This window comes from Pseudomonas sp. LjRoot277, assembly GCF_964253845.1.
In the GTDB taxonomy this organism is placed as follows: Bacteria; Pseudomonadota; Gammaproteobacteria; order Pseudomonadales; family Pseudomonadaceae; genus Aquipseudomonas.
The window spans coordinates 3,564,125-3,585,666 of the sequence record NZ_CAXURI020000001.1 but is presented as its reverse complement, the minus strand read 5'-3'; the positions used below and the strand labels follow the sequence as shown (position 1 = coordinate 3,585,666).

24 protein-coding genes and 5 pseudogenes are annotated in these 21,542 nt (G+C 57.9%); 15 read left to right on the top strand and 14 right to left on the bottom strand.

Annotated elements, in window-relative coordinates; all coding sequences use genetic code 11:
• Positions 1 to 6: 6 nt before the first annotated feature.
• The 8 genes from ACSQ87_RS16925 to ACSQ87_RS16890 form a co-directional block, all read right to left on the bottom strand.
• The gene (locus ACSQ87_RS16925; RefSeq protein WP_436273866.1) at positions 7 to 1,011 is read right to left on the bottom strand and encodes an ArsJ-associated glyceraldehyde-3-phosphate dehydrogenase; all 1,005 of its coding nucleotides are present in this window, start codon (positions 1,009 to 1,011) and stop codon (positions 7 to 9) included.
• 23 nt (positions 1,012 to 1,034) lie between these two features.
• On the bottom strand, positions 1,035 to 1,547 hold the full coding sequence (locus ACSQ87_RS16920; RefSeq protein ID WP_436273865.1) for a cyclin-dependent kinase inhibitor 3 family protein: 513 nt from the start codon (positions 1,545 to 1,547) through the stop codon (positions 1,035 to 1,037).
• Between the two features lie 12 nt (positions 1,548 to 1,559).
• Positions 1,560 to 2,276 carry an arsenical resistance protein ArsH gene (gene arsH, locus ACSQ87_RS16915; protein WP_436273864.1) on the bottom strand — a complete coding sequence of 239 codons (717 nt, stop codon included), beginning with the start codon at positions 2,274 to 2,276 and terminating at the stop codon, positions 1,560 to 1,562.
• Positions 2,269 to 3,342: an ACR3 family arsenite efflux transporter gene (arsB, locus tag ACSQ87_RS16910; protein ID WP_436273863.1), complete on the bottom strand. Its 1,074-nt coding sequence runs from the start codon at positions 3,340 to 3,342 to the stop codon at positions 2,269 to 2,271. The genes arsH and arsB overlap by 8 nt, the downstream gene beginning before the upstream one ends.
• Positions 3,343 to 3,359: 17 nt before the next feature.
• Complete coding sequence (locus tag ACSQ87_RS16905) at positions 3,360 to 3,830, bottom strand: arsenate reductase ArsC (RefSeq protein WP_436273862.1); 471 nt, start codon at positions 3,828 to 3,830, stop codon at positions 3,360 to 3,362.
• 27 nt (positions 3,831 to 3,857) lie between these two features.
• The gene (locus ACSQ87_RS16900) at positions 3,858 to 4,229 is read right to left on the bottom strand and encodes a metalloregulator ArsR/SmtB family transcription factor (RefSeq protein ID WP_010455862.1); all 372 of its coding nucleotides are present in this window, start codon (positions 4,227 to 4,229) and stop codon (positions 3,858 to 3,860) included.
• Positions 4,214 to 4,651, bottom strand: a complete 438-nt coding sequence (locus ACSQ87_RS16895; RefSeq protein ID WP_436273861.1) for an arsenate reductase ArsC — start codon at positions 4,649 to 4,651, stop codon at positions 4,214 to 4,216. Before ACSQ87_RS16895 ends, ACSQ87_RS16900 begins: the two co-directional genes overlap by 16 nt.
• Before the next feature lie 712 nt (positions 4,652 to 5,363).
• The gene (locus ACSQ87_RS16890) at positions 5,364 to 5,696 is read right to left on the bottom strand and encodes a hypothetical protein (RefSeq protein ID WP_436273860.1); all 333 of its coding nucleotides are present in this window, start codon (positions 5,694 to 5,696) and stop codon (positions 5,364 to 5,366) included.
• A 393-nt stretch (positions 5,697 to 6,089) separates the two neighbouring features.
• Between ACSQ87_RS16890 and ACSQ87_RS16885 the strand changes: the two genes are divergently transcribed.
• From ACSQ87_RS16885 to ACSQ87_RS16855, 7 genes and pseudogenes are all read left to right on the top strand, one after another.
• Positions 6,090 to 6,839: a substrate-binding periplasmic protein gene (locus ACSQ87_RS16885; protein ID WP_436273859.1), complete on the top strand. Its 750-nt coding sequence runs from the start codon at positions 6,090 to 6,092 to the stop codon at positions 6,837 to 6,839.
• A 71-nt stretch (positions 6,840 to 6,910) separates the two neighbouring features.
• Positions 6,911 to 7,003: pseudogene (locus tag ACSQ87_RS16880) on the top strand (integrase); the annotation flags it as partial.
• A gap of 170 nt (positions 7,004 to 7,173) precedes the next feature.
• Positions 7,174 to 7,382: pseudogene (locus ACSQ87_RS16875) on the top strand (hypothetical protein).
• A 46-nt stretch (positions 7,383 to 7,428) separates the two neighbouring features.
• On the top strand, positions 7,429 to 7,662 hold the full coding sequence (locus tag ACSQ87_RS16870) for a hypothetical protein (protein WP_436273858.1): 234 nt from the start codon (positions 7,429 to 7,431) through the stop codon (positions 7,660 to 7,662).
• Between the two features lie 7 nt (positions 7,663 to 7,669).
• Complete coding sequence (locus ACSQ87_RS16865; protein ID WP_436273857.1) at positions 7,670 to 7,921, top strand: hypothetical protein; 252 nt, start codon at positions 7,670 to 7,672, stop codon at positions 7,919 to 7,921.
• A gap of 40 nt (positions 7,922 to 7,961) precedes the next feature.
• Positions 7,962 to 8,150, top strand: coding sequence for a hypothetical protein (locus tag ACSQ87_RS16860; protein WP_436273856.1), 189 nt, complete (start codon positions 7,962 to 7,964; stop codon positions 8,148 to 8,150).
• Between the two features lie 214 nt (positions 8,151 to 8,364).
• On the top strand, positions 8,365 to 9,930 hold the full coding sequence (locus tag ACSQ87_RS16855) for a methyl-accepting chemotaxis protein (RefSeq protein WP_436273855.1): 1,566 nt from the start codon (positions 8,365 to 8,367) through the stop codon (positions 9,928 to 9,930).
• Between the two features lie 34 nt (positions 9,931 to 9,964).
• Here ACSQ87_RS16855 and ACSQ87_RS16850 read toward each other — a convergent pair whose 3' ends face one another.
• Positions 9,965 to 11,233, bottom strand: coding sequence for an IS110 family transposase (locus ACSQ87_RS16850; RefSeq protein WP_436273854.1), 1,269 nt, complete (start codon positions 11,231 to 11,233; stop codon positions 9,965 to 9,967).
• A 558-nt stretch (positions 11,234 to 11,791) separates the two neighbouring features.
• On the opposite strand from ACSQ87_RS16850, the gene ACSQ87_RS16845 reads away from it, so the two are divergent.
• The 3 genes and pseudogenes from ACSQ87_RS16845 (at position 11,792) to ACSQ87_RS16835 (ending at position 12,722) form a co-directional block, all read left to right on the top strand.
• The gene (locus ACSQ87_RS16845) at positions 11,792 to 12,010 is read left to right on the top strand and encodes a hypothetical protein (protein WP_436273853.1); all 219 of its coding nucleotides are present in this window, start codon (positions 11,792 to 11,794) and stop codon (positions 12,008 to 12,010) included.
• A 206-nt stretch (positions 12,011 to 12,216) separates the two neighbouring features.
• Positions 12,217 to 12,492 (top strand): annotated as a pseudogene (locus ACSQ87_RS16840) (type II toxin-antitoxin system ParD family antitoxin); the annotation flags it as partial.
• Positions 12,493 to 12,504: 12 nt separating this feature from the next.
• Positions 12,505 to 12,722 (top strand): annotated as a pseudogene (locus ACSQ87_RS16835) (hypothetical protein).
• Positions 12,723 to 13,055: 333 nt separating this feature from the next.
• Here the strand turns inward: ACSQ87_RS16835 and ACSQ87_RS16830 are convergent.
• Both ACSQ87_RS16830 and ACSQ87_RS16825 read right to left on the bottom strand, forming a co-directional pair.
• Positions 13,056 to 14,399 carry a sensor histidine kinase gene (locus ACSQ87_RS16830; protein WP_436273852.1) on the bottom strand — a complete coding sequence of 448 codons (1,344 nt, stop codon included), beginning with the start codon at positions 14,397 to 14,399 and terminating at the stop codon, positions 13,056 to 13,058.
• Complete coding sequence (locus tag ACSQ87_RS16825; protein WP_046046664.1) at positions 14,396 to 15,055, bottom strand: response regulator transcription factor; 660 nt, start codon at positions 15,053 to 15,055, stop codon at positions 14,396 to 14,398. The genes ACSQ87_RS16830 and ACSQ87_RS16825 overlap by 4 nt, the downstream gene beginning before the upstream one ends.
• 132 nt (positions 15,056 to 15,187) lie before the next feature.
• Between ACSQ87_RS16825 and ACSQ87_RS16820 the strand changes: the two genes are divergently transcribed.
• From ACSQ87_RS16820 to ACSQ87_RS16800, 5 genes are all read left to right on the top strand, one after another.
• Positions 15,188 to 15,511: a PepSY domain-containing protein gene (locus ACSQ87_RS16820; protein ID WP_436273851.1), complete on the top strand. Its 324-nt coding sequence runs from the start codon at positions 15,188 to 15,190 to the stop codon at positions 15,509 to 15,511.
• A gap of 91 nt (positions 15,512 to 15,602) precedes the next feature.
• On the top strand, positions 15,603 to 16,073 hold the full coding sequence (locus tag ACSQ87_RS16815; RefSeq protein ID WP_436273850.1) for a DUF2271 domain-containing protein: 471 nt from the start codon (positions 15,603 to 15,605) through the stop codon (positions 16,071 to 16,073).
• Between the two features lie 25 nt (positions 16,074 to 16,098).
• Positions 16,099 to 18,279 (top strand): PepSY domain-containing protein, encoded by a 2,181-nt coding sequence (locus ACSQ87_RS16810; RefSeq protein ID WP_436273849.1) that lies wholly within the window; start codon positions 16,099 to 16,101, stop codon positions 18,277 to 18,279.
• Complete coding sequence (locus tag ACSQ87_RS16805) at positions 18,263 to 19,240, top strand: FAD:protein FMN transferase (RefSeq protein ID WP_436273848.1); 978 nt, start codon at positions 18,263 to 18,265, stop codon at positions 19,238 to 19,240. Before ACSQ87_RS16810 ends, ACSQ87_RS16805 begins: the two co-directional genes overlap by 17 nt.
• 31 nt (positions 19,241 to 19,271) lie before the next feature.
• On the top strand, positions 19,272 to 19,973 hold the full coding sequence (locus ACSQ87_RS16800; RefSeq protein WP_436273847.1) for a VIT1/CCC1 transporter family protein: 702 nt from the start codon (positions 19,272 to 19,274) through the stop codon (positions 19,971 to 19,973).
• An 88-nt stretch (positions 19,974 to 20,061) separates the two neighbouring features.
• Here ACSQ87_RS16800 and ACSQ87_RS16795 read toward each other — a convergent pair.
• The 3 genes and pseudogenes from ACSQ87_RS16795 to ACSQ87_RS16785 all read right to left on the bottom strand — a co-directional run.
• A pseudogene (locus tag ACSQ87_RS16795) lies at positions 20,062 to 20,922 on the bottom strand (reverse transcriptase domain-containing protein); the annotation flags it as partial.
• 220 nt (positions 20,923 to 21,142) lie between these two features.
• Positions 21,143 to 21,379 carry a cation transporting ATPase C-terminal domain-containing protein gene (locus tag ACSQ87_RS16790; protein WP_436273846.1) on the bottom strand — a complete coding sequence of 79 codons (237 nt, stop codon included), beginning with the start codon at positions 21,377 to 21,379 and terminating at the stop codon, positions 21,143 to 21,145.
• A complete protein-coding gene (locus ACSQ87_RS16785; RefSeq protein WP_436273845.1) occupies positions 21,271 to 21,513 on the bottom strand; it encodes a cation transporting ATPase C-terminal domain-containing protein in 243 nt (80 codons plus the stop codon). Before ACSQ87_RS16785 ends, ACSQ87_RS16790 begins: the two co-directional genes overlap by 109 nt.
• Positions 21,514 to 21,542: the final 29 nt, after the last annotated feature.

The following is a 21,542-nucleotide window of genomic DNA, read 5'->3' as shown; positions in this document are numbered from 1 at the left end:
CGCTCCTTAGACTGCCAGACCGACCATTTTGGCCAGTTCGACGGTGCGATTGGCATAGCCCCATTCGTTGTCGTACCAGGCATAGAGTTTGACCTGGGTGCCATTGATGACCATGGTCGACAGCGCGTCGATAATCGATGAGCGAGGGTCGGTACGGTAGTCGATGGACACCAATGGACGCGTCTCGAAACCAAGAATGTCTTTCAGCTCGTTCTCGGAAGCGTCCTTGAGGAACTGATTTACCTCTTCGACAGTAGTGGCCCGTTCGACTTCAAAGACACAGTCAGTCAGCGAAGCGTTGGCCAGCGGCACACGTACGGCGTGACCATTCAGGCGCCCACGCAGCTCCGGAAAGATTTCGGCAATCGCGGTGGCCGAACCCGTACTGGTTGGGATCAGGCTCATGCCGGAGGCACGCGCACGGCGCAGATCCTTGTGTGGCTGATCGAGGATGCTTTGGGTGTTGGTCAGGTCATGGATGGTGGTGATCGAGCCGTGGCGAATGCCCAGCTTTTCGTGGATGACTTTCACCACTGGCGCCAGACAGTTGGTGGTGCACGAAGCAGCCGTGACGATGCGATGTTCCGCCGCATTGAACAGCTGATGATTGACGCCCATGACGACGTTCAGCGCGCCTTTTTCCTTCACTGGAGCGCAGACCACCACACGCTTAACGCCCTGATCCAGGTAGGCCTGCAACACCGCCACGGTTTTCATCTTGCCGCTGGCCTCGATCACCAGATCGCAACCCGACCAGTCGGTGTCCGCAATCGCTTTGTTCGCGGTCACCTTGATGCGCTTGCCGCCAATCACTACATGATCGCCTTCTGCACTGGCTTCGTTGTGCCAACGACCATGCACCGAGTCGAAGTTGATCAGGTGCGCATGGGTTACTGCATCGCCTGCCGGATCGTTGATCTGCACGAATTCGAATTCTGGCCAGTTCCAGGCGGCTCGCAGCGCGAGGCGACCGATCCGACCAAAACCATTGATGCCAACTTTGATAGTCATGTTGTTGTGCTCTGTATCTGTTGTCAGTGGGAGTTCGACTGAGTGTCAAACTGGCCGATGTATTCAATGTGGGCAGGATGCTGAATGGCACGCGGACGCAACGACTGAACATCGCGGATGGCATCGCTGAAGGGCACACCGCTCTCGATCAACAGTTGAGCGGCGACCAAACCGGTACGGCCCGAGCCGCCCTTGCAATGGATGGCGATGGTTTTCCCTTCGGTCAGCAATTGCTTGAGTCGCGGATGGTGCTGCTCCCATGCGGCTTTAAATGCTTCGCCAGGAGCCTGATCATCTTCTACTGGCAGGTGAAACCACTCGATGCCAAGCATCTGGCACTCTTCGGGCAGCAGGTCGATCTCGTTTTGAAGCAACTCCTCGGACGGCATCAGCGTCAGCAACGCCGAGGCCCCCGCATCTTTCAGGGTTTGCAATGCCTCGAAAGGCCTGGTGCCCTTCGTGCCTGGGCAAGGGGTGAAGATCAATTGGCCATTGAACTGTGCCAGGGGCAGTACGGAATAAGGGTGTTGTTGCACGGTGAAAAATCCTCAGATGGAGCGCTGATTGACACGTTTCATGAGTTCTTCCGCCGACTCCTTGCGCTCGGAGTAACGATCGACCAGATAGTCCTGACGGTCGCGAAGCAGCAGCGTGAATTTCACCAACTCTTCCATCACATCAACGACGCGGTCGTAGAGCGGAGAAGGTTTCATCCGGCCGTTGTCGTCGAATTCCATATAGGCCTTCGGCACGGAGGATTGGTTGGGGATGGTGAACATGCGCATCCAACGTCCCAGCACTCGCAGCTGATTGACCACGTTGAACGACTGCGAGCCACCGCACACCTGCATGACCGCGAGGGTTTTGCCCTGGGTCGGGCGTACCGCGCCCATGGCCAGCGGCACCCAGTCGATCTGAGCCTTGAAGACCGCGCTCATGGAACCGTGACGTTCCGGAGAGCACCAGACCTGCCCCTCGGACCACAGCATCAGCTCGCGCAGTTCCTTCACACGTGGATGATCGTCAGGGGCGTCATCCGGCAGCGGCAGGCCTGACGGATTGAAAATCCGCGCCTCGGCGCCGAAGTGTTCCAGCAGTCGAGCGGCCTCTTCGACCATCAGGCGACTGAAGGAGCGCTCACGGGTTGATCCGTACAGCAGCAAAATGCGCGGCTTGTGGATGGAGGTCTTCTCAATGCCTAGCTTGTCAGCCGATGGGAGATCAACCAGTTCGGTATCGAGTTGAGGGATATGGTCATCAAACATAGTCTTTGTCCTGCGCAACGGCGCTCTTGGATTCATCGAACCAGCGGCGTTTCAACCAAAGGGCCACACCGACCAGAGAAATCAGTACCGGTACTTCCACCAGCGGACCAATCACCGTGGCAAAGGCGACCGGGGAAGCCAGGCCAAAGGTGGCAATGGCCACGGCAATCGCCAGTTCGAAGTTGTTGCTTGCGGCTGTGAAAGCCAATGCGGTGGTGCGCGGATAGTCAGCCTTGAGCAGCTTGCCCATCCAGAAGCTGATGAAGAACATCACCACGAAGTAGATCGTCAGAGGGATCGCGATGCGCAATACGTCCAATGGCAATTGCAGCACCACGTCGCCCTTAAGGCTGAACATGGCCACGATGGTCAACAGCAGTGCCACCAGCGTCAGCGGGCTGATCTTCGGAATGCAGCGCTCGTGGAACCAAGCTTCACCTTTTTGGGCGATGAGGATCTTGCGGGTCAGGAAGCCTGCTAGGAATGGCACACCCAGGTAGATCAGAACCGACTCGGCAATGCTGACAAAGCTGGTCTCAATCACACTGCCTTCCAGCCCGAACAGCGGCGGCAATAGCCCCAGAAAGATCCAGGCATACACGCTGAAAAACAGGATCTGGAAGATGCTGTTGAACGCCACCAGCCCAGCGACGTACTGATTGTTGCCACCCGCGATCTGATTCCAGACCAGCACCATCGCGATGCAACGAGCTAAGCCGATCAGGATCAGGCCGGTCATGTATTCCGGCTGGTCCCGCAAGAAGATGATCGCCAGTGCGAACATCAACACCGGGCCGATGACCCAGTTCTGGACCAAAGACAAAACGAGGATGCGCTTGTCCTTGAAGACTTCCGGCAGTTCCTCATAACGAACCTTGGCCAGAGGCGGATACATCATCACGATCAAGCCGATAGCGATGGGTATGTTGGTGGTGCCCACGGAAAGGCTGTTGAGCCACTGCGGCCAGCCTTCGAACAGACTCCCCAAACCGATGCCCAAGGCCATGGCGAGAAAAATCCACAGGGTCAGGTATCGGTCCAGGAAGGAAAGGCGGCTTTTACTCATGATCATTGCTCCTGTGGTTACAGCGTGCCAATCAGGGCCAGCTCTGCCTTGAGCTGTTCGGCACTCAGTTGCGAAAGCGGTAATGCCAGGAAGGCTTCAATACGGGTTCTGATCTGCTCCAACGTGGCTTCAAAAGCCGCCTCGATCTCTTCTTGAGTTCCGTGGTATTCCGAAGGGTCAGCCAGCCCCCAGTGGGCCTTGGTGGCCGGTCCGAAAAATACCGGGCAGGCTTCACCGGCTGCCTTGTCGCACACCGTGATGACGAAATCAGGAACCAAGTTCACATGGACATCGCTGGACTTACTGAACAGCCCGAGACTCGACATACCAGCGTTTTCCAAAGTCTTGAGACTCAGCGGATGCACTTCACCTTTGGGCTGACTGCCCGCGCTGTAGGCTTTCATGCCTTTCGGTGCCAAGTGATTGAAGACCGCTTCACAGAGGATGCTGCGACAGCTATTGGCAGTGCAGAGGAACAGGATTTTCATCGAGCGATCTCGTGGTCGAAGGCGGAATCAGGCGATTTTGCTTTCACAGCACACGGCTGCCCTTTCAGGACGGTCACCCATTTCATCAAGGCGTTTGGCGTCTGGGCTCAACCAATGCTTGTTGCTTTCCAGCACGGTGGTCAGTACTTGATGAACCCAGTCAGGGAGGTTCGGGTGCAGTCGGTAATACACCCATTGGCCTTGCCGACGGTCCGACAACAGGCCGCAAGTACGCAGTTGCGCCAGGTGCCTGGAGATTTTTGGCTGACTCTCGTTCAACGCGCAGGTCAGCTCGCAAACACAAAGCTCTCCTTCACGGGTGATGAGCATCATCGTGCGGACCCGAGTGTCGTCAGCCAGGCATTTGAAAACAGTGGTCGGTGTCAGATGGTCAGCCATATCGTTTCTCGGTGTTTGTTTTTGACCAAGACGAACATCTTGATGCGCTCATGAATTTCGTGAAGGGTGTGACGGAAGGCATCGGGTTTGGTGCTGGTGACCGGGTCCTCAAAACTCCAGGCCAATGCCTCACCGGCTCCAGGTAAAGACAGGCATTCCGCTGCGGCTTTATCACACAAGGTGATGACGTAATCGAAACGCTCACCACGGAACTCGTCTATCGACTTGCTATGTAACCCTTCAGTACTCACACCGCTGTGTGAAAGCGCCTCAAAGGTGCGCGGATCTACCTGAGTCGGAGTTGTGCCGGCGCTGAACGCCTCGAAATGCTCTGAGTCGGTATGCCTCAGCAACGCTTGGGCCAACTGAGAGCGGGCAGCGTTGGCTGTACAGACGAACAGGGCACGGGCTTTGCTGGTCATTGTGAAACCTCAGCTCATATGCGGTTTAACGAATATATGATTTTCCGCATGCAAGGTAAAGAGTCAACGCCAGATTAATCCATTAAAGCGATTGGACTCGCCGACGACCTTCAATGAAAGCCCTATATTATGGCGTCAACCAGGTAAATCGCCTTCCGGGCCTCTTCAAATATCTGCGGCGGTGTATATATGGTTTCTGTAATGAATCTGTCACTCACACAGAAATAGGTCGCTCCTTGGTTCAAGGACTACCTGGACATGCAAAAGAAAATAAGAAAGTCGCCCCTAACCCGCCCCGGCCATCGAGGGCGGGGTCGGTGGCTGTGCACTAGGCTTTGCAACAACCCGGCGAGGTACGAGGCGCGGCCTCCAACCGAATTACGCTCCTGGCCGTCCGCAACTCTTGGAGAATTGACCCGCCTCGTAGCCAAGCCCGAACGCCGACCAGTTCAATGAGCTGCGCTCCTGTCGCCCCATGAGGAGTGATCGTTACGGGACCATTTCTGCCTGTCGCCACCGTCAGCTATGGGGCTTGGGGCTGGCGACCAGTTAAACATTGAGATGTTGGATGGAGTGATGGTGTTAAAGCCATTCCGCGATACGACTACCGTACCCTAATGTTTGAGGCTTCAATCGACACAAACCGGTCGGGTGACCCGCGGTAACCGAATGCAGTTCATGCCAGGCAAGCGAGCCAAGTGAGAGTGCCCACTTACATCGACTTGACCGACACCACTTCCACAAACCTGAATTTTTTTCTGGCCGTCTTGGTAGCTTCTTGCTCTGCAACTAGAGAACTCAGCGTATCGGCCACATGTACCATCTCGTGCATCTTGCCTTCAAATTCATTTCCCACCCGCAGCGTGACTCTCAGCCTGGGCGTGAAGCCTTTTGAGACTTTCTTTTTCTTCGCTGCCTTTAACGGTTGCACGATTACGACATCCGAGACGGAGCCTTGCACGTCTGAGTGAATTGCCGGCGCAGGGGACTCAGAATCACCGAATAGCGCCCGGCGCATCTCTTCTTCCGTCAATTCTGTATTCATACCATTTCTCAGAAGGGCGCTATCTATGACCTGACCGATTCTATCAGCATGGCCGGACTCTGTAGTAAAGCGTCGCAGGGTCAGACCTGAAGCGGTAGAGGGCCAGCAGATACCGGCGAGCGTCAGCGTCTGGCCATTTGCTGCCTATCGTGGCGGGCAGTTGTCGGGCCATAAATGGACAGTCACTACTTGTCCGAACCAATACCGATAAGAGGCAATCCGCTAAACGCTCTTGTAAATCCTGCGCCATGCGTGCTGGTTAGTATGTATCAATCACCGTGTTGACGGTTTACGGGACTGCATCAGGCGTTTGACGTGTGTCAGGGTCTATACTGGATCGCCCTTTTAGCCAGATCCACCCTTGATCACCGCACAGCCCACTAGGCAGAACACGTGAAACATTCGATACCTACTGCCGCACTGTTCTGTCTATTACTCGGCACTCCCGTCAGGGCCGAGCAGTATCAGGTCGTTACTGAAGAGTGGGCGCCGTACAACTTCCAGGAGAACAATCAGCTCACCGGCATGGCCACGGAGATCGTTCGGGGCATAATGGTGCTGACCGGGGATGACTTTGAGGTGGTGCTGCTGCCCAGTATGCGAAGCACCCGCGCATTGAAGGCCCGGCCCAAGACCATAATGTATTCCTTATTCCGCACGGCGGAGCGCGAACCGTTATACAAGTGGGTCGGACCGATCGTGGAAGAGTCCATTCACCCCTATCAGTTAGCCAATGCGCAGCAGCCGGTGAATTCCTTAGAGCAGCTACTGCACGCCCCACAGATCACGACGAGACATGCCGGACTAATACCCGAGATTCTGCAGTCGCGGGGCTTCAACAACCTCAAAAAAAGTGCCACCGAGAGCCTGCAGCTCTATCGCATGCTACTAGCCGGGCGCACCGACATCATCATAGGCGACACCGCTGCGGGGGTGGCTTACTACAGCCGCCAGTTGAACATCGCCCCCGGCACGCTGCGACAGATCCCCATCGAGCTCTATCGTTCATCGCTGTACATCGCCTTCAGCCGCGACTGTGAAGACGAACTGGTAGCGTCCTGGGCCAACGCCCTGGAGCAACTGCGCCACTCGGGCGAGCTGGAGCGCATCCAGGATCGATACAATCAACCCATCGGGCAATGAAAGCGCGGAACCAGCGCAAGCCCGCTTCGCACTTACCCACCCTTGCTCTCACTCAACGTGGAAGACAAGCCTTGAACACCATTGCGACCTATAACTATCAACCTTGGAACAAGGGAAAGCTAGTCGGGCAGAAAGCCCCGCTCCGAGTCAGAGATATCTGGGCCGCCCTGGCAGTGACGCCAAATAACCCAATCCATCTAGATAAATAATCGATATAGGCTATTTTTCAGTTCACTCGATTGCGCCCGATGCGCTTGGCTTGGTAAAGCGCATCATCGGCGCGAGTCAGAAGGCTCGTGGGCGTCGTCGTGCGGGCGCTGCAGAAGTTCTGACCATGCCAAAGAAGCGCGCGGCAGACACCACTACAGCAACCGCTGCAGACATTGAAAGATCTATCCAGGCCCGGAACAAAATGGCTGAGCGCCTTTGGGGAGATGGTCGAGAGGCCGAGACGAAAGCCCTCCTCGATGCCTGGATGCGTTAAACCGGGCCCTGGATCGGATCAGGATTGGCGAAAGTCGCAGGGTTGTGACTTTCCATTAAGTAGGCACGATTCAACTGGTGCGACGTAAATTTGCAAGGGGGCTAGATGGCACTTACCAAACCCAATCAGCAACTCAGGCGTGACCTTCAAGGTATCGCCTCCGATCTTAAATGGTCCGCGGTGGAGCTAAAGCGTATCGCTGAGCGGCTGACTCTCGCCGGCAATGAGATCGATGCCCAGGCTATCCATCACCTGATCACTATTTTTAAAGCTGACGAAGCAAGACTTAACATCCGGTCGGCCGAGATCTCTGTCCTAAATCCCGAGTCAATAGACTGAGGTCAACATGGCCCTCACCAAACCGAATCAAGAACTGTGCCGCGACCTGAAATCCGCTTCGCGCGCTCTAGAGGAGGCCGCTCATGAGTTACTCGGGGCAGCAAAGCAGTGCAGCGAGATCGAGTTGAAGGTAGCGATGCAAAAGATCGAAATGCTGCACCGGCTGGCAGACCGGCTGATTGCACATGCAGATAAGGTGAAGGCAGGAAGAATTGCTCATGATCCAGAGATGGGTAGTTGGCCTGACGGGGATATTTAGGGGACATGCCCCTAGCCGATCTGGAACGAGGCTTGATGGCATGGCGCACTCACTTCAATACCAAATAACCGAATCCGTTCGCGTCGTTGAGATCGAGGTAGGGAAACTGCTCGATTTGGCAACAATGCTGAAGGACGCTGGAAATGATGTCTTGGCGACGGAGGTCTCGAACCAGGCGAATAAGCTGCTTGAGGCTGCGGTAGCGCTGAGAATTGCGATGGCAGGCTGACTGCTTGTTGATAAGAAAAAGCTTGCCTCTTTAAGTCTACAGACGAGTTTTTTCAATCAAAATCAAGGCCATATCCACACGAGCAATTCGGATCCAAAATAGTTCAAAAATTTAAATGCAACTCATTGTTATAAAAGAGCTTTTTAGAAAAAAGACGCTAACTTTTTTCAAGTACTAGCCGATGGCCTCTTAAAGGAACCAAGGAGCAATCGGAATGAGAAATAATCAGCCAGTTACGCAGCGTGAGATTTCACTCGCACCTCAGCAGAAACTCATCTCGACAACAAATGATCGAGGAGTTATTACGTACTGCAATGACGCCTTCGTAGAGATCAGTGGTTTTGATAGAGCCGATCTGATTGGCGCCCCCCAAAATATCGTTCGCCATCCTGACGTACCCCCTGCCGTATTTGCCCATATGTGGGGTGCTCTCAAGCAAGGCCGCCCGTGGATGGGTATCGTCAAGAACCGTTCTAGAAATGGCGATCACTACTGGGTCAACGCGTACGTCACACCGATATTTGAAGGCAGCCAGGTGGTGGGCTTTGAATCGGTCAGAGTCAAACCGACGACTGATCAGATTCGCCGTGCCGAATCCCTGTATAAGCGCATCAGCCAGGGAAAGCCGGCCATCCCCCGCCAAGACGCTTGGCAACCTGCCCTGCTAGATTGCTTGCCGTACTTAGCCATGGGACTGGCGGGTACCATGAGCGGCTTGTTCTTCAGCGCGCCCGTGGCGATTGCCGTGGCCGTAGGCATAGCCGTGCCGATCGGCTTGCTCTCTTCACGCTGGCAGATGCGAGGAACTTTGCGCCTGCTGTACATGGCTGAGCCCTCTACCTCCGACTCACTAATCGCTCAGATGTACAGCGATGCGCGCGGACCACAAGCCCGCCTGGAAACCGCCTTCGTCAGCCAGACATCGCGCCTGAAGACTTGCCTGACGCGCCTGCAAGACACCGCCGAGCAACTCAGCGAGCTGGCGGGACAATCCGACGTACTTGCCACTGACAGCTCAAAAGGCCTTGATCGCCAGCGCGTCGAAACCGAACAGGTGTCTGCCGCGGTCAACCAGATGGCTGCGACCACCCAGGAAGTCGCCAGCCACGTCCAGCGCACGGCTGATGCCACCCAACAAGCTAACCTGCTGACCAGTCGCGGCCGAGATGTGGCCCGAGACACCCGAGAGGCTATCGAGCGCCTCTCCGCCGTTGTCGGCGAGACAAGTCTGACAGTTGCACAGCTGGCCAGGGACAGCAACGAAATAGGGACAGTCGTTGACGTGATCAAAGGAATCGCCGATCAGACCAATCTGCTGGCACTGAATGCCGCCATCGAAGCAGCGCGCGCCGGCGACATGGGCAGGGGTTTCGCTGTCGTGGCCGATGAGGTTCGCCAACTGGCCCAACGCACCTCGCAATCCACCACCCAGATCCATGACCTGATCACCAAGCTCCAGACGTCGTCCAACAATGCCGTGCAGACCATGGAGAGCGGTCATCGTCAGGCCCAAGAAGGTGTGACCTGGGTACTTGAGGCAGACAAGGCATTGGTGGGCATCAGCGAAGCGGTCTCCCACATCACCGACATGACCACCCAGATTGCCGCGGCCACTGAAGAGCAAACTGCCGTCGCCGAGGAAATCAGCCGAAACATCACCACGATCGCCCACTTGGCCGATCAAACCTCGGAACAGGCGCACCAATCGGCAGATCTGAATAAGGAACTGACCAAGACCGCGTCCACGCAGTACTCATTGGTTGAGCGGTTTAACCGATAACCGATCAATCCTCATCATGCCCTGAGCCTCTCCGTCAACCCGAAGCTTCCTCCACCGGTGCCTCTATCAATGTTGATCCCCGGCGTATTAAGACCTGCAGGTAAGCCTTTTCGTCATAGACGCTGCTGGTTTTCCAGCACCGATAGACGATTCTGATCCACTTGAAAGCGAGTGCCCTCAGGGCCGCTTGGTATGAGCAGCCTTTAGCCCGCTGCTGCCGATAATAAGCCCCGGCCCACCTTGATTGAGTGATGCTGTGAGCGGCCCATTCGACAACGGTCTGACGCAAAAAGGTTGAGCATTGGTAGCGCCAATACACGACTGTCTTCTTGCCGCTACGCTGGGTAACCGGTGCGATTCCGGCATATCGCTGCACCGCACTGGCGTCGCTAAATCGGTCACGCTGCTCACCAAAAGCCACCATCAGGCGCGGTGCTAGATGTTGCCCGGCACCAGGCAGTGCCTTGAAGATCGGGTAATCGGCCAAGCTGTTGGCCGTTTCTCCGATCTCGCGATCAAAATCCTTGATGGTTGCAATAAGCCCTTTGAGTTGCGACGCCAAGGCTGTCGCGTACAACTGCGAAGGACGTATTACCCCCGGATCCTGCGTCAAAGGCATCGCTTGGGTGATGATTTCCCAGCGCGCTTGATTGAGTTGAGGGTGACGAGCGTTGTGTTCGTTAAAGAACTTGAGAAAGGCACTCTGGCGAGAACGCTTGATGTGTTCAAACGTGGGCCAGCGCATCAGAAAATCACAGAACACCACCGTGTCATGATCGTTAAACAGTTCCAAGGCCAATGGATAGTACTGTTTGAGCGTGCAGATCAAGCGGTTGCCCACCTTCACTCGCTCGTCGACCAGTGCGCGCCGATGTTCCGTCAGGCTGGCCAACATACGCATGGCAGGGCTTTGCGGCCTCAACTGGGGAAACCGTTGGGGATAAGTGAGCAACAACTCAAGCGCCCATTGAGCATCGGTCGGATCATCCTTGGCTCCGCTACGGACAAAGGTTTGGCGGTGCTTGGCCAAGGTGCTCGGATTAATCGGAAACAGGCAAAAAAACTCGTATTTTTGCAGGGCCGCCACCAACGGGCCCTTGTTGAGTTCAAGCGCAATCGCAATCGGAGCACCGTAACGCTCAAACAACGATCTCGCCCAACGATCAATCGAGTGGGGCGTGTGGTCGATGACAGAGAAGTGCCGCCGGGCTTCCCCCGCGACCTGCAAACACACGTCGTGCTTGGTATCTGCCCAATCTATTCCGACATAAGCAGTGAATTTCTGAGACAGGAGCGTTTGCATCAACCACCTCCACAGGCGCTAAAGTACATGCAGGGACATGCATGCTTGCGTCCAGCGAAAGCGATATAGAGAGCCGTGTCGGGCTTTCCCTGAGTATTCGTTAAAGGGCGCAAGCGCACCTGGAGGCTCGAAGATGATGGGGTAATCATCGAGTGCTTGAGAGGCATATTCGTAGCCCCCAGGTGCATGTTCCTTCTCTGATCAAAACTGACTTCGAGACATCGAAGTATGGAAGAAGGAACGGACAACTTATATCGAGAGGCCCGCCTTACGCGGGCTTTTGCCCGCGCTTTCGTATCCGCCGTGTCATGCCTTTGTCACACCCACCAAGCACATTGCGGTCAGCCAAAAGGATTTGGCCCATCGACAGAGAGCCCGGATAAGTGCCAGGTTTTTTCGTTCCAGCGACATGCTTTTCACGAAGTGCTCACAGAACGGAGCGCAGATTGAACGGACAAAAGGATTTGACCCCATACAGAGAGCCCGCAATACGCGGGCTTTTTGTTGTCAGCCATTCCCGCGGCTAAGCTCCCCACTCTCTCGAATGGAGTCGAAGCTATGCCCTCCCCCGAATACTCTCTCCCCGATGTTCTTGAACGCCTGGATCACAACCAACTCGCCCTGGAGGCTGCGCTGATGGCGCTGACCGTATTGGTTGAGAGCCAAGGCCATGCCGAGACTGGCGACAACGTCCGCGGCGCGCTTCACACGATCGGTGAGAACGCCGGACACATCAAGCAGGGCTTGGCCAAGCTGAGGGCCCAAGGCCCACACTAATCAAGCTGTCCCCGACGTCCCGCCTGCAACACCTTTTTTGGACTCTGTGCACATGCAGTCCGGAGCAGCACACGCTGTTCGGCGCGGCGGATGAACCCGTACGACCCAGTTCGTCAGATACAGCTCTCAAGCTATGTGCTCCTGGGCAAAATGGCATAAATTGCCAATGGTCGAAAAAACCTGTTTGCCCAGAACTGGAGCTAATTATGGCGACGCGAAACGTTGTGCTCACCCCTCACCAGGAACAGGTTATCCATGACCTGGTGCAGTCCGGCCGTTATCAGAATGCCAACGAAGTGATGCGAGAAGGTTTGCGGCTATTGGAACAGCGCGCCGCCGAAGACACCGCCAAAATTGAGGCCCTGCGTTAGGCGACCGCAATCGGCATCATGGATCTTGAGCACGGGCGCTTTACTCAGTTGAACGGAGGGGATCTGGAGCCTCGAGGGCTTGAGCCTGAAGGCAACCATCCTCGCGAGAGAGAAACATTGAGCATGCCGCAGTATCGGGTTCCGGCGCGGCGCGCACCGACATTGTCGACATCCTCAGGCTCTCCAAGACGCAGTTCGGCGATCAAGCACGCCAGCAGGCCAAACACCCCAGTGGAAAGGTCAAAAAACCACGCCAAATGGTGTTCTATCGTGTGGCAAACGACGACGTGATCGAGGTCGTCAGACTCCTTCATGAGGCCATGGAAGTACCTAATGACTGATCACCGACCTAGCCCAAAGGCTTAACTGGCCATGAACAGCGAAGGTAAGACGCCCCCTCTACATCGCAACCTGAGCGCCCTCGCTGTCAGCCGACTCGGCGGCCAATTGAAGCGGGAGGTTCTGGGCCCGACCGGACTATCGAGACCCACGACCAGAAACACGATGTTCAACTTTGCGTACCACTTTCAATGCTGACCCAGTTACTCACGACGTCCAGTCAGACCTCTTCGACACACAGCCCGGCCAAGTGCCGAGCATTCTAATTCTTGTACCGGCGAGAATCCCAGCCCCTAGAAAGTGGCGCTTGAAGTGTACGTATTCGAAGCATGCCCTCAGCCTTTGACAGTCGACGCGAGCGGAAACCAGACGCAGACTTCGAATCCTTCCGCTCGACCTGATGCCGGCGATACCAGCCGTATTCTCGCGTTGACTCCCTGCACAATGGTTTTGGCAATCGCCAACCCCAACCCTGAACCGCTGGTTTCACTGTTGCCCCGCACAAAGCGCTCGGTGAGCCGCAGCAACACCGGCTCGGGCACCGGCGGGCCACCATTGACCACCCGCAGCAGCGCCTGGTCGGTGAGGCTGACTTCGACCGGTTGATCCGCGGCGCCATACTTGAGCGCATTCTCGATCAGGTTGCGCAACAGGATTGCAAAGGCGTCCGGATCAATCGCCGAGTACACACTCGTCTGGGTTGGCAGGTGCAACTCGATCCGGTGCCCACTGCTGTGGTTCCACTCATCGACCACATGGGCCAGCAACGGAATGAGGTCCTGGGGCGTTTCGGACAACAACCCACCCCCCTCGGCCTTGGCCAGCTGCATGAGTTTTTCCGAGAGCCGCGTCAGCTCGCGCAATGAATTTTCGATTTTAGCCGCCCGTAACCGCAACGGGCCTTCAGGCGCTTCGTGACGCAAACGCTGGATCTGCGCCAGCGTCGCGGCCAGTGGCGTGCGCAGTTCATGGGCGCTGTTGGCAGTAAAGCTGCGCTCGGTCTCCAAGGCCTTGCGCAAGCGCTCCAGCAGATGATTGACCGCCTCGGCCAGTGGGGCGACTTCCGCCGGCAATCGCGCCACGTTGATCGGCGACAGATCACCCACGCCGCGAGCCTCCACGGCACGACGATAGGCCAATACACTGCGCAGGCTGATGCGCACAAACATCCAGGTGCCAAACAGGCTGATGGGAATCAACGCCAATAACGGCAACAACAAGGCAAGCAAAGCTTCCCGCGCGGCTTCACGGCGATGCTCAAGAGGTTCGGCGATTTCGATGAACACCGTCTCACGCAGCGCACTGGCGCCGTACAGACGGTATTTTTTAGTGGTTGAAAAGCCTTCGGCCGGTTGTTGATTGAAGATCTTCGGATTGGCGTCGTGGGACTGCATCAGGATCTCGCCCTTGGCATCACGCACCAGATAGGTCAGGTATTCCTTGTGCATTTTGAGGGTGGCGACATGTTGTGCCTCACGAGGTTTTTCCCGGTTGCTGATTTCCAGCACGGCCAGGGGCAGGATGCGCTGCGCGGTCTCTTCCAGCGCACTGTCGAACGCCTCGTTCAATTCATGTTGCACCACCAGCCAGGCGCCGACGGTCGCCGCCAGCCAAAGTAAGGTCGTGCCTAACGTTAATCCCAGGCCGAGACGTTTTTGCAGGCTTGATGACGGCTTCATGCGGACATCAACCGGTAGCCCATGCCGCGCACGGTTTCAATCAGGTCGCGCCCGAGTTTTTTACGCAGACGGCTGATATAGACCTCGATGGTATTGCTCTCGATTTCGGCGCCGAAGGCATACAGCCGCTCTTCAAGCTGCGACTTGGACAGCAGCGCGCTGGGGCGCTGCACAAACGCCTCGAACAGCGCCCACTCCCGCGCCGTGAGGTCCACCGTCGCACCGGCTCGCTGCACCGTACGGGCACTCATGTCGACCTGCAAATCACCGAGCCTGATCTGCGGATTGGGGTTGCCGCTATAGCGCCGAGCCACCGCCGCCACACGGGCCGAAAGCTCAAACAGGTCGAACGGTTTGACCAGGTAGTCGTCGGCGCCCGCGTTGAGGCCAGCGATGCGTTCGGAAATCTGATCCTGGGCAGTCAGGATAATCACCGGGGTCACGTCCCCTGCCGAGCGTTGCTGACGCAAAAAATCCAGCCCGCGACCGTCCGGGAGCATCAGGTCCAGCAGGATCAGGTCGTAAGGCGTGGTGCGCACGCTGTTGCGCGCATGGTCCAGGCGCTGCACCCAATCGACTGCGTGACCATCATCGGCGATCTGTTCGCGCACCGCCTCCCCCAAGCCTGGTGCGTCCTCGACCAATAAAACCCGCATCTGGCACCTCCTGTGATGGTTGTCATGCAGCACCTTAATCGCCTTACCTGACGTGAATCTGAAGATTCAGCTGATTGTCAGGAATGCACTTTAGGGTATGCCACAGACGCCGACCTCGGCAGGAGACAGATCATGAAATCAGGTTTTATTGCCAATGCCGCGCTGTTGAGCCTGCTGCTCAGCGGTTACGCCCCGGCCGATGACGACTGCCGCGACCCGGTGAGCGACTGGCAACCGCGCGAAACCTTGCGTCAGCAGGTAGAGCGGCAATACGGCTGGAGCGTACAGCGCATCAAGGTCGACGACGGTTGTTACGAGCTCAAGGGCTTGGACCGCAAAGGCAATGCCATCGAAGCCAGCTATTCACCGGCATCGCTGCGCCTGCACACACTCGAGATCCATTTCCGGGACGACGGCGATGCCAGGGATTACCTCGGCAGCCCGCTCACCGAATGACGCCCTATCTGTCGACGCGTTTTTCCTGCCTTCAGGTTGCTGTCAGCAAGCAGGTCCAGGCTCTCGACCTAACGATCAAAAGGACACTCCCATGAAAAAGATCATCGCAGCAACCTGCCTCGCCGGCGCCATTGCCCTGCCGGGGTTGGCCCAGGCCCGTGAAGTGACCTTGACCACACAGCTCAAGGACTACAGCGGCAATGATGCCTACCTGGCGATCTACGTCACCGACGCCAATGGCCAATACCAGAAAACCCTCTGGGTGGCCGGCAAGAAGGCCAAGTACTACAAGCACCTGGGCGACTGGGCCCGTGGCAGCGCAATGAGCCAGAGCGAGTTTGACGGGGTCAGCGGCGCCAGTGTCGGCAGTGGGCGCACGCTCAAAGTCAGCGTCGAACTGGCAGACACTCTGATTGATGCCGGGTATCAGATCCGCATCGACAGCGCCGTCGAGGACAAACGTGACGCCCGCGCCGATGTCAGCGTGCCCCTGACGTCCAAGGGCGCAGGCAAGCCGGCGACCGGCAGCACCTACGTCGACTCCTTTACTTACGATCTGTAGCACCTGCCATTTCTGGAGGCTGAACATGCTTCGCCAGTTCCATTCTCTACCTGGCCTGATCGCCGCCCTGTTGGTCATGTTGTTGGCCCTCAGCGGCGCGATGCTGTCTGTCGACCCGGCCCTGGAACGCTTGCACAGCACCGCCACCATGGCCGGGCAACTCAACGCCGGCCAATTGGCCGGGCGTGTGGCCAATCACTTCCCGGGCGTGGAGCAGATCCAGCGCACAGCGTCCGGGACGATCATCGTCTACTACAACCAGAACGGTCAGGCCGGCGCCGAAAAGGTCGACCCGCTGACCGGCCAAGGCCTCACGCCCTACGAGCCATCCGCGTTCTCACGTTGGGTGAAAGACCTGCACCGCTCGCTGTTCCTTGGCACGCCCGGCCATGGGGTATCGGGTGTCGGCGCGCTGTTCATGCTGATGCTGTCAGTGTCCGGCGCGCTATTGCTGGCCCGGCGCCTGGGTGGCTGGCGCAACCTGCTGCGGCCACTGCGGGGCACCTTCAGTCAGCGCTGGCATGCTGAAGTCGGGCGACTGGCATTGCTCGGGCTGCTGCTGTCGGCATTGAGCGGGCTCTACATGTCCGCCACCACCTTTGGTTTTATCGCCGACGGCAGTCAACGTGAACCCGCCTTCCCCGCCCACGTCAGCGCCGGCCCGGCCTTGCCGGTGGCGAACCTGCAAGCCTTGCAGGCCACCGACTTGAATGACCTGCGCGAGCTGGTCTTCCCGAGCCCCGGCAACCCGCACGATGTGTTTTCCCTGCGCACGGCCCAGGGTGACGGCTACGTGGATCAGGCCAGCGGCACCTTGTTGTCCTATCAAGCTCACGACTCGATGCACAACCTCTACGAATGGATCTATCAGCTGCACACCGGCGAAGGCCTCTGGTGGCTGGGCCTGCCGCTGGGGCTCTGCGCCCTCTGCGTGCCGTTGATGAGCGTGACCGGCATCCTGTTGTGGTGGCGCCGCCGCAAGGCTGGCCCGAACATCCGCCACAACAGCCCTGCCCACTCCGCCGACAGCGTGATTCTGGTGGGCAGTGAAAACAACAGCACCTGGGGCTTTGCCAAAACCTTGCACGACGCCTTGCACCAGAGTGGCCATCAGGTGCATAGCGCGGCGATGAATGAATGGGTGGGCGATTACCGCAATGCCCAACGGGTGTTCATCCTCACCGCGACCCACGGTGACGGCGATGCACCGGCCTCGGCTTCGCAGTTCCTGGCGCGGCTGGCCAAAACCGGCCTCAAACCCGGCCTGCCCTTTGCTGTGCTGGGCTTGGGCGACCGCCAGTTTGCGCAGTTCTGTCAGTACGCCCATCAGGTGCAGGATGCGATGTTGCAGGCCGGTGGCTCGCCGTTACTGGGGCTGGAAACCGTCAACCGCCAATCCTCTCAGGAGTTTGCGCGCTGGGGCCTCGCGTTGGGCGAAGTACTGGGGCAGGACCTGACGTTGGTTCATACCCCGCAGCAGCCGTGTACGCATCAATTGGAGCTGACAGAGCGCATTGCCTATGGCGAACAGGTGAATGCGCCGACCCACGTACTGCGCTTCAAAGCACCCGGCGAGCTGCCGGGCTTTCTGGCCGGTGACCTGGTCGGGATTGTGCCACCGGGCAGCCCGATTCCACGTTTCTACTCGCTGGCCAGCGGTTCGCAGGACGGCGTGCTGGAGATCTGTGTGCGTAAACACAACGGTGGCATGTGCTCGCAATTCCTTCATGGCCTGAACATCGGCGCGCAGATCGAAGCTTTTATCCAGCCCAACCCGCAATTTCGTCCGGCATCGGGCACGCACCCAGTGATCCTGATCGGCGCCGGTACCGGCATCGGTCCTCTGGCCGGTTTTATTCGCAACAACAAGGCCCGACACCCGATGCACTTGTATTGGGGCGGGCGCAACCCGGCCTCGGACTTTCTCTATGAACCGGAGCTCAACCAATACTTGTCGGACCGACGCCTCACGGCATTGCGCGCCGCCTTCTCTCAGGTTCAGGACCGCAGCTACGTGCAAGACCGGCTGATCGGCGATGCCCTGGCCTTGCGCCGGCTGATTGAAAAAGGTGCTCAGGTGCTGGTGTGTGGCAGCCGCGAAATGGCCAAAGGCGTGATGCAGGCCCTCGATGAAGTGTTGGCGCCTCTCAACCTGAGTGTGCTGACCCTCAAAGCACAAGGACGCTACCGTGAAGACGTCTACTGAGTTGCAGCGCTACAGCCTGAACGGCGAAACCATGGGCACCCGCTACACCGCCCTGTTTTATGCCGGGGCCGGGATCGATACCGACGAAGTTGGCCATCGCCTGGCGCGCGCCGTGGCCCGGGTGGACCAGCAAATGTCCACCTGGAAACCCGACTCGGACCTCAACCACCTCAACGCCGCCCCAGAGCAGGAATGGGTGTCAGTGCCCAAGGAACTGGCCGTGGTGCTGTCTGCTGCACTGCGTGTCAGTCAGCAATCCGGCGGCGCCTTCGACATCGCTGTCGGTGACCTGGTTAACGCCTGGGGGTTCGGCCCTGGCGAGCAGACGGTCACAGAGCAGTCGATCAGTACGATTTTGCCGCGCGCCCGACTGTTAGCCAGCGCCGCGTTGGTGGTTGACCCGCAACGCAATCAGGTGCGCAAGTGCGTGCCGTTGAACCTTGATTTGAGTGGCATCGCCAAAGGTTTTGGCGTGGATGAACTGGCGCGTTGCCTGGAGGGTTTGGGCATCACCCGCTACCTGGTTGGCATCGATGGCGAGATGCGCGCCCGGGGCGTCAAACCTGACGGCCAGTGCTGGGCCGTGGCCTTGGAAAAGCCCAACCGGGGCGTGCGTGAAGTCATGGGCGTGATGGAACTTAGCGATGCCGCCATTGCGACCTCCGGGGACTATCGACATTGGGTCGACGTGGCCGGTCAGTCCTATGCTCATACCATGAACCCGGCCACCGGCGCACCGCTGTGCAACCCGCTCGCCGCCGTCACTGTGGTGGCGGCCTCGTGCATGCTCGCCGATGCCTGGACCACGGCGCTGATGGTCTTGGGCGAAACCGAGGGCCCACGTCTGGCTCAGGAGCGCGGGATGGACGCGTTGTTCGTGCTGCGCGAGGGTGAGCAGTTCAAAGAAATATCCATTGTCGGCGGCCAGTTGCAGGCGCAGATTGAAACCCGTCCGATGTGAACCGGCTAATGACAGTGAGTCCCGTTAAACAATGAAGTTCATGCACAGGCACACCGAGGCACACCGAAGCGATCGTATCGGCTGGCTGCGCGCCGCCGTCCTGGGCGCCAACGACGGGATTGTCTCTACCGCCAGTCTGCTGATCGGTGTCGCGGCAGCCAACGCCAGCCACGCCACGTTGCTGGTTACCGGTATGGCGGGGCTGATGGCCGGCGCCATGTCCATGGCCGCAGGCGAGTACATTTCCGTACACTCCCAGGCCGATACCGAGCGGGCCGATCTGTCCCGCGAACGGGCAGAACTGGCGAGCGACCCGAAAGCCGAACACATCGAACTCGCCAACATCTACATGCATCGCGGCGTATCACCCGAACTGGCGCATCAAGTGGCCGATCAATTGATGGCCCATGACGCATTGGGCTCTCACGCCCGGGACGAGCTGGGCATCAGCGCCACCCTCACCGCCAAACCCTTGCAGGCCGCCCTAGCCTCCGCCGCCAGCTTCGTGGTGGGTGCCGCGTTGCCTCTGGCCGTGACTTTTTTCGCGCCGCAGCACAGCGTCGGGCCCTGGATATCGGTCATGTCATTGGTGTTTCTTGGAACACTGGGCGCCACTGCCGCCAAGGCAGGCGGGGCCAAGGTCCTGACCGGCGCCTGGCGGGTGACATTCTGGGGCGCACTGGCAATGGGTATTACAGCGCTGGTGGGATCGCTGTTCGGCGCGGTGGTTTAGTTCGCCGCACGCTCTCGATCGAGTAGGAGGCGGCTTCACAGCCGCCGTCCTCTCACACCACCGTACGTACGGATCCGTATACGGCGGTTCAAGTTATGCGATTAAGCCGAGTTATCGTATCCAGTATTGAGACCAGTCCAAGCCGATCCCACAGCTTCTTCGGTAGCGCGTGATTCAAATGTGCAGCTCCTGAGCTCCACCATGGACCACGACCGTTGAACGCGGATATGCAGGCGCGGTGCCTGCTGAGCCCCAGACGTATCAAGTTCCGAGCCCTTGTTGAGGGCCGTTTCCATTGACGCAATACGGCACAGCGCAGCTTACGACGCACCCAGCCATCCAACTCCTCAAGTGGCCGCTTGCTCTGACTTAGCTTGAAATAGCCTGCCCAACCCCGCAGCACGGGGTTTAATCGCACGATGACGGTTGCCATCTTGCAACCCCGCGCTCCGCGCAGCAGGTCTCTGACTCGGTCGCGCAAGCGCCCCAGGCTCATCGCCGCCACTCTTAGCCTCGGCTGTTGATGCCAGCTCATCCCATAACCCAGATAATCACAGACCCAAGGCCGTACCACACGGCTCTTTTCCCGGTTGAGCGTCAGTTTCAGACGCTGGGTCAGGAAACGCTCAACACTGACCATCACTCGTTCACCCGCGCGACGACTGCGCACATAAATATTCGCGTCGTCGGCATAGCGCACGAAGCGATGACCCCGCCGCTCCAGTTCGCGGTCGAGTTCGTTGAGCAGGATATTCGACAGCAACGACGAGAGCGGGCCGCCTTGCGGCGTCCCTTCTTGCCGTCGGCTGACGAGTCCGCCTGACATCGTTCCCGCTTCGAGATAGCGACGGATCAGTCTGAGCACCCGCTTGTCTTCGATTTGACGCGCCACGCAAGCCATCAGGACATCGTGATTGACCCGATCAAAGAACTTCTCGAGGTCGAGTTGCCTAGTGCGTCTGCACCTTAGGAGTAGTGGGCATGGACGAAATGATTATGCGTTGGCTTGAGCGAATATGTCGTGAGTGCCTCCTAACTCCACCTGTTTTGGGCCTCCCGATAGCACGACGCTGACGTGAAGAGCCGAGGTCGAGTTCAAAAATGAAACTGCCTCCGGATAGTCAGTAATCCGCTTTTGCTGTATCAAAAGCCGCTTTTAACACTGACCGTTAGAAGATCCTCCGCTTCTGGTGCAGGACGGCTTTTCCCTGATGCAAACGCATACCCAGCTTGCGCAACTCGCTAAACCAGAAGACTGCGCTAGCCATTGCCAAACACAGTCCCCACTGGCTCAGCGTCAATGCACTCGTGTCGAAAGCCTTGTTGAGTGGTGACCAGTGCACCACTGCAATCTGCAATCTGCAATCCGCAAGACCAATGCCAGCGCGATTGCGCCCCACAGCCATCGGTTAGCGAACAACCCGATGAACGCACTGGCCGACTCCGAGCGGGCACTCAGTGCATTGAATAGTTGCGCCAATACAAGGACCGTAAAACCGGCAGTGCGTGCCTGAAGCGATACAACGCTTGCCACGCTCATCGGTCTTACTCATTTCATCCCCTTTTGCC

Bases quoted from the DNA above. Each gene is read 5' to 3' on its own strand.
- ACSQ87_RS16925 (WP_436273866.1), bottom strand. From the start codon at position 1,011: ATGACTATCAAAGTTGGCATCAATGGTTTTGGTCGGATCGGTCGCCTC.
- arsH (WP_436273864.1), bottom strand. From the start codon at position 2,276: ATGTTTGATGACCATATCCCTCAACTCGATACCGAACTGGTTGATCTC.
- arsB (WP_436273863.1), bottom strand. From the start codon at position 3,342: ATGAGTAAAAGCCGCCTTTCCTTCCTGGACCGATACCTGACCCTGTGG.
- ACSQ87_RS16905 (WP_436273862.1), bottom strand. From the start codon at position 3,830: ATGAAAATCCTGTTCCTCTGCACTGCCAATAGCTGTCGCAGCATCCTC.
- ACSQ87_RS16900 (WP_010455862.1), bottom strand. From the start codon at position 4,229: ATGGCTGACCATCTGACACCGACCACTGTTTTCAAATGCCTGGCTGAC.
- ACSQ87_RS16895 (WP_436273861.1), bottom strand. From the start codon at position 4,651: ATGACCAGCAAAGCCCGTGCCCTGTTCGTCTGTACAGCCAACGCTGCC.
- ACSQ87_RS16890 (WP_436273860.1), bottom strand. From the start codon at position 5,696: ATGAATACAGAATTGACGGAAGAAGAGATGCGCCGGGCGCTATTCGGT.
- ACSQ87_RS16870 (WP_436273858.1), top strand. From the start codon at position 7,429: ATGGCACTTACCAAACCCAATCAGCAACTCAGGCGTGACCTTCAAGGT.
- ACSQ87_RS16865 (WP_436273857.1), top strand. From the start codon at position 7,670: ATGGCCCTCACCAAACCGAATCAAGAACTGTGCCGCGACCTGAAATCC.
- ACSQ87_RS16860 (WP_436273856.1), top strand. From the start codon at position 7,962: ATGGCGCACTCACTTCAATACCAAATAACCGAATCCGTTCGCGTCGTT.
- ACSQ87_RS16855 (WP_436273855.1), top strand. From the start codon at position 8,365: ATGAGAAATAATCAGCCAGTTACGCAGCGTGAGATTTCACTCGCACCT.
- ACSQ87_RS16850 (WP_436273854.1), bottom strand. From the start codon at position 11,233: ATGCAAACGCTCCTGTCTCAGAAATTCACTGCTTATGTCGGAATAGAT.
- ACSQ87_RS16845 (WP_436273853.1), top strand. From the start codon at position 11,792: ATGCCCTCCCCCGAATACTCTCTCCCCGATGTTCTTGAACGCCTGGAT.
- ACSQ87_RS16830 (WP_436273852.1), bottom strand. From the start codon at position 14,399: ATGAAGCCGTCATCAAGCCTGCAAAAACGTCTCGGCCTGGGATTAACG.
- ACSQ87_RS16825 (WP_046046664.1), bottom strand. From the start codon at position 15,055: ATGCGGGTTTTATTGGTCGAGGACGCACCAGGCTTGGGGGAGGCGGTG.
- ACSQ87_RS16820 (WP_436273851.1), top strand. From the start codon at position 15,188: ATGAAATCAGGTTTTATTGCCAATGCCGCGCTGTTGAGCCTGCTGCTC.
- ACSQ87_RS16815 (WP_436273850.1), top strand. From the start codon at position 15,603: ATGAAAAAGATCATCGCAGCAACCTGCCTCGCCGGCGCCATTGCCCTG.
- ACSQ87_RS16810 (WP_436273849.1), top strand. From the start codon at position 16,099: ATGCTTCGCCAGTTCCATTCTCTACCTGGCCTGATCGCCGCCCTGTTG.
- ACSQ87_RS16800 (WP_436273847.1), top strand. From the start codon at position 19,272: ATGAAGTTCATGCACAGGCACACCGAGGCACACCGAAGCGATCGTATC.
- ACSQ87_RS16790 (WP_436273846.1), bottom strand. From the start codon at position 21,379: ATGGCTGTGGGGCGCAATCGCGCTGGCATTGGTCTTGCGGATTGCAGA.
- ACSQ87_RS16785 (WP_436273845.1), bottom strand. From the start codon at position 21,513: ATGAGCGTGGCAAGCGTTGTATCGCTTCAGGCACGCACTGCCGGTTTT.